Source organism: uncultured Agitococcus sp. (assembly GCF_937920075.1).
In the GTDB taxonomy this organism is placed as follows: domain Bacteria; phylum Pseudomonadota; class Gammaproteobacteria; order Pseudomonadales; family Moraxellaceae; genus Agitococcus.
This window is the reverse complement of record NZ_CALETI010000390.1, coordinates 1-1,209: the sequence shown is the minus strand read 5'-3', so window position 1 is coordinate 1,209 and position 1,209 is coordinate 1. Positions and strand designations below refer to the sequence as shown.

Annotated in this window: 2 protein-coding genes; both read right to left on the bottom strand. The window is 38.3% G+C overall.

The genetic code is table 11. From position 1 onward, the window contains the following. On the bottom strand, positions 1–569 hold a 569-nt coding region (locus Q0212_RS13285), incomplete at its 3' end, for a hypothetical protein (protein WP_297926316.1). Positions 570–654: 85 nt separating this feature from the next. Further along, the coding region (locus Q0212_RS13280) for a hypothetical protein (RefSeq protein ID WP_297926315.1) at positions 655–1,209 on the bottom strand (555 nt) is incomplete at its 5' end.

The following is a 1,209-nucleotide window of genomic DNA, read 5'->3' as shown; positions in this document are numbered from 1 at the left end:
GCTAACTCAGTTAAAATTCTCTTATGGCCTGTATGCGTTTTGTTCAGACCAATATCTTTTAATAACGATACTTTACCAATCTTTTCGCCATTATTATCTTTTCTGCTAATGCGCTCACTATTGGCTAACGCAATATACTCATCATACTTAAAAACAATAGTTACAGGCGTAGAAGGAAAGGCACGGTTAAAAACACGGCTAATATCGGCTAACTGGCTGCGTGTAGGTAATAAACCATTAGGTCTTGGCTTAAGAGCAATGGCCAACACCACAAGGCCATCATAATCAGAGGTTAAATTTTTGGCTTGCGATGCAGTCCAGTCTTGGCTACCAAACAACATATTTTGTTGATTAAAGGCTTGGTCATCTACCATCCCCAAAAAATATACCTCTTTAATTAAACTTTGAGCTTCATCATTTGGCTTGTAGTAATCCTCTAATATATCTTTCGGCTTAATTGCCTCATTGACCGTACTGTTGAGAGGAATATTTAACTCGTCAAACAATGCTTTGACGGCAGGTGCTAGCGGTAGGCTATTAAAATTATTAAGGCTATTTATAAAATTCATAAAATGTAAATCCTAAATTATCTTTTGCATAAAGACTTAGTTAAACTAAGCGTCAATCACTAAGTCTTTTTAAAAACTGGGGTAATTAGCTGACAATAAACCACGCGATTAAATCCATATTAGCAGCGTCAAACTTAGCTATAGGTGCTGCTTCTGTTTTGGCTTTTGCTATCGCCTGAGTATTTCCTTGTCTAATATTTTTAAGCATATCTAAAGCTGCCTTACCTGCGGTCACTTGGACAGTACCATCCTCCTGAACTTCTTCGGTCACCGTTTGAAGCTTTAGCCAACGTTGCAACATATCAGCTAATTTTTGAGCAGCTTGACTGTCCCCATGATCTATAGGTTGTTCTACATAACGCACTTCATCTTTGTGTTGGTTGAGTGCTTGTAGTACCTCTTTTTGGTTCTGCAAAACATTTTGCCCGTGCTCGTTAATATAAATCAACTCATAGCCTTTATAGGGGTGCGAAGCAGATTGTTTGGTAGGATAACCTAACAAAGCAACAATACCTAACTGCGGACAAATATCTGCCAAGCCTTTAAAGCCCGTATATACCCCACGAGGCATTGCTTTATAAAAAGCTTCTCGACTACGTAATTCGGCTAAAAGCTCTTGCCTAAATACCTCTAATGACAA